9 protein-coding genes are annotated in these 7,146 nt (G+C 38.2%); 6 read left to right on the forward strand and 3 right to left on the reverse strand.

The annotated features are described in order from the left end of the window. Positions 1-364, reverse strand: a 364-nt coding sequence (locus tag UC75_RS19670) for a cytosine permease (protein ID WP_228137010.1), incomplete at its 3' end; no start/stop codon positions are given. A 395-nt stretch (positions 365-759) separates the two neighbouring features. Here UC75_RS19670 and UC75_RS01480 point away from each other — a divergent pair. Beyond that, positions 760-1,509 carry a GntR family transcriptional regulator gene (locus UC75_RS01480; RefSeq protein ID WP_128825105.1) on the forward strand — a complete coding sequence of 250 codons (750 nt, stop codon included), beginning with the start codon at positions 760-762 and terminating at the stop codon, positions 1,507-1,509. 39 nt (positions 1,510-1,548) lie between these two features. Here UC75_RS01480 and UC75_RS01485 read toward each other — a convergent pair whose 3' ends face one another. Beyond that, positions 1,549-2,439 (reverse strand): LysR family transcriptional regulator, encoded by an 891-nt coding sequence (locus UC75_RS01485; RefSeq protein WP_049836460.1) that lies wholly within the window; start codon positions 2,437-2,439, stop codon positions 1,549-1,551. Between the two features lie 197 nt (positions 2,440-2,636). On the opposite strand from UC75_RS01485, the gene UC75_RS01490 reads away from it, so the two are divergent. From UC75_RS01490 to UC75_RS18550, 3 genes are all read left to right on the forward strand, one after another. After that, on the forward strand, positions 2,637-3,323 hold the full coding sequence (locus UC75_RS01490) for a hydrolase (protein WP_032058465.1): 687 nt from the start codon (positions 2,637-2,639) through the stop codon (positions 3,321-3,323). 310 nt (positions 3,324-3,633) lie between these two features. After that, on the forward strand, positions 3,634-5,508 hold the full coding sequence (locus UC75_RS01495; protein WP_049836461.1) for an amidohydrolase: 1,875 nt from the start codon (positions 3,634-3,636) through the stop codon (positions 5,506-5,508). 57 nt (positions 5,509-5,565) lie between these two features. Further along, positions 5,566-5,727 carry a DUF1427 family protein gene (locus tag UC75_RS18550; RefSeq protein ID WP_000784879.1) on the forward strand — a complete coding sequence of 54 codons (162 nt, stop codon included), beginning with the start codon at positions 5,566-5,568 and terminating at the stop codon, positions 5,725-5,727. A 69-nt stretch (positions 5,728-5,796) separates the two neighbouring features. Here the strand turns inward: UC75_RS18550 and arsC are convergent, their stop codons facing one another. Beyond that, the gene (arsC, locus tag UC75_RS01500; protein ID WP_049836462.1) at positions 5,797-6,225 is read right to left on the reverse strand and encodes an arsenate reductase (glutaredoxin); all 429 of its coding nucleotides are present in this window, start codon (positions 6,223-6,225) and stop codon (positions 5,797-5,799) included. Between the two features lie 84 nt (positions 6,226-6,309). On the opposite strand from arsC, the gene UC75_RS01505 reads away from it, so the two are divergent. Together UC75_RS01505 and UC75_RS19675 are read left to right on the forward strand one after the other, a co-directional pair. Further along, a complete protein-coding gene (locus UC75_RS01505) occupies positions 6,310-6,639 on the forward strand; it encodes an ArsR/SmtB family transcription factor (RefSeq protein WP_049836463.1) in 330 nt (109 codons plus the stop codon). Between the two features lie 100 nt (positions 6,640-6,739). Next, positions 6,740-7,146, forward strand: a 407-nt coding sequence (locus UC75_RS19675; RefSeq protein ID WP_416202191.1) for an arsenic resistance protein, incomplete at its 3' end; no start/stop codon positions are given.

The following is a 7,146-nucleotide window of genomic DNA, read 5'->3' on the forward strand; positions in this document are numbered from 1 at the left end:
CATACCATGCGACAGCAATAAGTCCACGGATAACAGCAGGAATATTTGCACCAAGCACACCAAAGGTTGCGCGGCAAATAACAGGATAGGGCGTACCAGTTTGTTGGCTAGACTTGGCAATCAGGTTTGTAAAAAACTGAACTATGGCAATGCCGATGAGTAAAGATAAAAGTACCTGCCAGCTATTGAGTCCAAGTGCAAAAAGGCTCCCAGCCATGACATAACCGCCGACACTATGAACATCAGACATCCAGAAAGCAAAAATATTATAAGCGCCCCATGTTTGCTTTTTTAAAGGAGCTAAATCTTGATTTGTCAGTTTTGCATCATAAGAAGGTTTAATTATTGCTTCGGTATTATTCATCTTGAACACTCACTTCCTTAAGATGGAGGCACTTTCAGCAGCATTGTTTTTCTGTCTAAAAGAATGAAATTAAAATTGTGTACAATGTGATATTTAAATTGTGCACAATCTTAATTGAGCAAAAGTTATGCCAAATTTAAGAAGTAGCGCTTATGAGTCATTTAAACTGGTATAGATTTTGGATATGCAGAGACAGATTTATAAAATGAGAAGTGCTTAATTTTTTATAAAAAGTAAGTAAATTGAGGTGTATAAGTGGATATTTAGAGATTTAATATTGAATTGTTTAGCTCAATATAAGTGTTTGAGGAATGAGAGCAATATTCCAAAACGCTTAAGTTAAACTTACACTACTGTCATTAGATAAAGTTTTAAAAAGAGGGGCGTTAATAAAAATGGAGAAATCAATGCCATCGAATGCACCAAAAAAAGCCGTAGAAATAAGCAATGATGAAATTGATGACCATATATATAACGCTATTGTAGATGCTATTTTAAATCGACAACTTGTCCCTGGCGCACGTTTAGTTGAAGCACCTTTGTGTGAAGCATTCGGTGTAACGCGAGGAGTGTTAAGACGTGTTTTCGTCAAACTTGCACATGATAAGGTCATCGAAATTCAGCCCAATCGTGGAGCACTCATCGCAAAACATAGTGCTCATGAAACAAAAGAGGTCTTTGAAGCACGCAGCATGCTTGAAATCGCTACTGTAAAAAAGCTAGCTCAAAAGTCACATAGCCTAGATTTTAGTGAGCTTCGAGGTTTAGTAGATCAAGAGTCTCATGAGCGTTTAGCTGGCAATTGGGCCGAGTGGATTAAGCTATCAGGGCAATTTCATTTAAAGCTGATTGAAGCAAATCAAAATACGATTATGACCAGTTATTTGCAGACGCTTATTGCAAGGACTTCGTTATTGATTGGGTTATATGAAATTCCAAAACATAATAATTGTTCGGCAGATGAACATCGTGCAATTTTAAATGCCATTGAGCAAGGCGATGAAAAACGAGCCACTCAATTGATGGAAGAGCATTTAGAACACTACGCGACGACATTTGTTGAACAAGACGGCACAGCAACAGCAGAGCAAAATTTATTAAATTTATTTAAAAATAAGAAGATTGAAACCAGTCAAACTAACTGAAAATAATGGGCCATTTTCTATGGAAAAGGCCCAGATTAGTTATTTTATAGGAATGATTTGATGCGTTAAAAAATCAATAAATAGTTTTACCTTCTTCGATAAAATCTTACGGTTTGGCCATGTCACATATAAGTGAAGTGGCTGACTGGTGTAGTCCTCCAAACATTTCTGTAATTTACCTTCTTTGTAGTAAGGCTCTGCAATAAACTCTGGAAGAAAGACGATACCGTGATCTTTCAAGCACATATCTAATAATAATTCACCATTATTACAGGTCATGACTGGGAAGCAATTAAAGGACACTTCTTTTTGATCTTTTTGGAAAATCAATTTTTTATGTCGACTATCCTGATAATAAATCAGAAATTTATGTTCTTTAAGTTCTTCTAATGATTCTGGTAATCCATGCTGATTGAAATACTCAGGTGTCGCATATAGATAGCGCTGATAGGTATTTAATATTTTACTATTTGCTAAGTTTGGAGGAGAGCCATCTACACGAATGGTTAAATCAAATTTATTATTATTCATGTCTAATAGCTGATCAGTCATGAATAGATCAATTTTGATGCTGGGATATTTCTCAATAAAGTCTGAAATGATATTTTGAAGAAAAATATTGCTAAAAGACATTGGTGTATTGAGCTTGAGTTCGCCTTCTGGGTACTGCTGATTATAGCTAATTTCGTAGGCAGCCCATTCAAACTCACTTAAAATGACTTTGCTATGCTGATAAAACTTTTCTCCACAAGAGGTGAGGTTCATCTGTCTTGTGGTTCGGGTTAACAGTGTGGTTTTCAGGTCATTTTCGAGGTAGCACACACGTTTGGCCACTAAATCACGAGAGATGTCGAGTGCTCTGGCTGCGCTACTAAAATTCCCATGTTCTACGACACTTACAAAAGTGGAAATACAGTCTAATCGATCCATGGTTAAGCAAAAGTTAAAAAAATATATATCAATGATTAAACTATAAAAATTAAAAAGCAATCATTGATTTTATTGTATTCGTACAGCATACAGATTCGTGCTGATTTGCTGTCTATGCTTTTACATTTTTATCTGTTTTGATAATGACCAGTAAGCAATTTTAATGCATTACTCATAAGGAATAATGGAGTTTACCCATGAATAAGTCACTTTTAGAACAACTTTCACCAACAAATTGTCAGGTTATTTTTATTGATCATCAGCCACAAATGGCTTTTGGGGTACAATCAATAGACCGCCAAGTATTAAAGAATAATACTGTAGGCTTAGCAAAAGCAGCTAAAACATTCAATATTCCTGTCACCATTACCACGGTTGAAACTGAAAGCTTCTCTGGTCATACCTATCCTGAACTTTTAGATGTATTTCCAGATGCTCCATTACTAGAACGTACTTCAATGAATTCATGGGATGACCAAAAAGTACGTGATTCACTTGCAAAAAATAATCGTAAAAAAATAATCGTTTCAGGTTTGTGGACTGAAGTATGCAATAACACCTTTGCTTTTGGTGCCATGCTTGAAGGCGATTATGAAATTTATATGGTTGCCGATGCTTCTGGTGGTACATCAAAAGAAGCACATGACTATGCCATGCAACGCATGATTCAAGCAGGTGTTGTTCCGGTAACTTGGCAACAAGTGTTACTCGAATGGCAACGCGATTGGGCACACCGTGATACGTATGATGCAGTTATGGCAATTGTACGCGAGCATTCTGGTGCTTACGGTATGGGTGTGGACTATGCCTATACGATGGTACATAAGGCGCCTGAACGTACAACATCAAAACACGAAGTACTTGCACCAGTTCCTGCAAAATAAGAAATAGTTGAGTTAAGGGTATTTCGATATTTAAGTTGATTTATTCGATTTTTGACTATATTGGATAAGTGGAAAAGCCATCTGCAACTGTTCGAGGCAGGACAAAATCTGAAAAGATTGTAATTGAACGAGTTTTGCAGATGGCAATGGTTTTGGTTACTTTTCCCGAAAGAAAAGTAACAGAATTAACTCCTCTTATTGGATGTAAAACGGTCAGACTCCGTCGTGTAAAATCAAAAAGAATAATGAAATATATATGTTGCTATACCTTTATTTTTTAGAACGATAATTCACAAGAATGGAGTTCAGAATGACCGAAATAAACCTCATACTCATAAACGGTAAAATCACAACACTAGATCCTCAGAATCCCGAAGTACAAGCAATTGCGATTGCAGACGGTAAAGTCGTACGTACGGGTACAAATGATGAGGTTATGAAGCTCGTAACACCTACAAGCAAAGTCGTAGACTTAAATGGTCGTCGCGTTATACCGGGTCTAAATGACAGTCATCTACATATTATTCGTGGTGGCTTAAATTACAATATGGAACTGCGCTGGGAAGGTGTGCCATCCGTTGCAGATGCACTACGCTTGCTTAAAGAGCAAGCAGATAATACGCCAGCTCCACAATGGGTTCGTGTCGTAGGCGGATGGACTGAATTCCAGTTTGCCGAAAAGCGTTTACCGACTTTAGAAGAAATTAATAAAGCTGCACCAGATACTCCAGTATTTGTTTTACATCTATACGCCAGTGCCTTGTTGAACCGAGCTGCGCTTGATGTATTGGGCTTTAACAAAGACACGCCAGATCCACCGGGTGGCAAGATTGTAAGAGATGAAAAGGGTGAGCCAACAGGTCTATTGCTGGCAACTCCATCCGCTATGATTTTATATTCGACTTTAGGTAAAGCGCCGAAATTGCCAGTTGAAGATCAAGTCAATTCAACTCGTCATTTCATGCGTGAGCTGAACCGATTAGGTATTACTTCAGCAATTGATGCAGGTGGTGGGGGTCAAAACTATCCTGAAGATTATGATGTAATTAAGCAATTGCACGATCAAAATCAAATGACAGTGCGAATTGCTTACAACTTATTTGCTCAGAAGGCAGGTCAAGAGCTTGATGATTATCGCCGCTGGACAGAAATGACATTTCCGGGCGATGGTGATGAATTATTTAGAATGAATGGAGCCGGTGAGAACCTGACTTGGTCGGCAGGTGACTTCGAAGACTTCTATGAGCCACGTCCAGATTTACCAGAAAAAATGGAAGGTGAACTCGAAGCCATTGTAGAGCACTTGGCTGAAAAGAAATGGCCATTCCGTATTCATGCAACCTATGATGAAAGTATTAATCGTCTGCTCAATGTATTTGAGCGCGTCAATTCAAAACAGCCATTCGCAACTCGATTTATTATTGACCATGCCGAAACCGTATCTGAGCGTAATATCGAACGTATTGGTGCGTTGGGTGGCGGTATCGCCATTCAACACCGTATGGCATATCAAGGTGAGATTTTCGTGAAACGCTATGGTGCTGAGGCTGCTCAGGCAACACCACCAGTTAAGAAAATGTTAGAACTCGGTGTTCCTGTGGGTGCGGGAACAGATGCGACTCGTGTTGCATCCTATAACCCTTGGGTGTGTTTGTATTGGCTAAGTACGGGTAAAACAGTCGGTGGTTTACCACTCTATGATGAAAAAAATCTGTTAGATCGCCAAACAGCACTCAAACTCTGGACTAAAGGTTCGGCTTGGTTCTCAGGTGAAAAAGATGTTAAAGGTTCACTCACAGCAGGTGAGCTTGCTGATCTGGTCGTATTGTCCGATGACTACTTCAAGGTTGAAGCAGAAGATATCCAGTGGATTGAGTCTGTTCTCACTGTTTTAGGCGGAAAAGTGGTATATGCAGGTGCAGAGTTTAAGCATGATGATCCGCCGTTACCACCAGCATCTCCAACATGGTCGCCAGTAAAACGCTTTGGTGGTCAGTGGCGTTTATCCGAAAATCGTAATGCACCCTCGAATCAATCATTACAGTCACAAAGTGCATTATGTGAATGTGCTAGTAGTTGTGGCATGCATGGACATAGCCACTCTTGGATGCTTGATGTTCCTGTAAATGATAAGGATAAAAAATCTTTCTGGGGTGCACTCGGGTGTTCTTGTTTTGCATTTTAAATAAAACAGTATGGGAACCTGCCTCATTAAATGGCTTGCTTCCCTAAGGTATGTACGATGAAAATGTACTTGTTATCTTTGGCTGTAGGGTTGCTCGTGGGTGTCTTATATTACGTCTTAAATGTGAAGTCACCAGCTCCACCTCTTGTTGCGTTAGTCGGATTATTAGGCATGGTAATAGGAGAGCAACTCCTTCCTTTTATCAAATCCTATTTTTAATCCGTTTCATTCAAAAAAAGCTAAATGGTGTCATGCCATTTAGCTTTTTATATTAATAAGTATCTTCAATTACTTTATACGACGGCCTTGTTCGTCAATAATCACTTCGCCATCTTCTTTTGCAAAATAGCCTAAGTTTTTTGAATCTAAAATGTCGAGCACCATTTCAGAAGGGCGGCAAAGTCGTGTGCCTTTTGGTGTAACCACGAATGGGCGATTAATTAAAATTGGGTACTGAACCATAAAATCAATTAACTGTTCGTTGGTCCAATGGGCTTGTTCCAACTCTAAATCTTTATATGGATCAACATTTTTACGAATGGCTTCTCGTACAGTTAAGTTTGAATCCTTAATGAGGTGGATTAGCTCATCTTTACTTGGTGGTGTTTTTAAATATTCAATAACGAGAGGTTCAAGCCCGGCATGACGAATGAGTGCCAAAGTATTGCGTGACGTGCCACATGCAGGGTTATGGTAGATCTTCACTAATTCAATCATGACAAATTTATCGATAAATTAAGATATTGCATTTATATATGGATATCCGTATATTTGCAATAACGAATATATACTGTTGAAGATATGATCAACCAAGTCGATTTCTTTAAATGTCTATCTGACCAAACTCGGTTAAATATTCTTAAATTAGTTCTAGATAAACAAAATATTTGTGTTTGTGAGCTAACAGAACAGCTTGAGTTGAGCCAACCGAAAATCTCTAGACATTTAGCCTTATTAAGAACTCATGGCGTATTACTGGATGAAAGAAAAGGACAGTGGGTCTATTACAGCTTAAATCCTGATTTGCCTGTCTGGGCTTTAGATATTTTAAATGTGATAGAAAATGACGAGAGTGAGACAAGAGTAAAGCAACAAGATCAGCCTTTCATCACTACAACGTGCTGTGATTAATCTTCCTAGATTTCTGTCTTAAAAATTCGGTTTTCTAGCATAGGTGCATTAATCATTTGTGTATTGAACAAAATTAATCAATTCTTTCTTCGAGTAGAACATGACCAGACAAGGGCTTTCATTTTTAGATCGAAACCTGACGCTATGGATTTTCATTGCAATGGCTTTAGGTTTAGCCATTGGAGTTTTCTTTCCTCAGGCATCTGTGTCTTTAAATGAGTTAAGTGTAGATAACGTTAATATTCCAATCGCAATCGGTTTAATTTTGATGATGTATCCGCCTTTAGCAAAGGTAGATTATGCTACGCTACCAGAAGTATTTAAAGATAAAAAAACCTTGGCTTTATCGTTGATACAGAACTGGATTATTGCTCCAGTTTTAATGTTTATCCTTGCGATTATTTTCTTACATAACTATCCAGAGTATATGACGGGCCTTATTTTAATTGGCTTAGCACGTTGTATTGCCATGGTATTAGTCTGGAATGGCTTGGCTTGTGGCGATAA

The sequence above is a fragment of the Acinetobacter sp. V2 genome, from assembly GCF_001188385.1.
In the GTDB taxonomy this organism is placed as follows: Bacteria; Pseudomonadota; Gammaproteobacteria; order Pseudomonadales; family Moraxellaceae; genus Acinetobacter; species Acinetobacter oleivorans.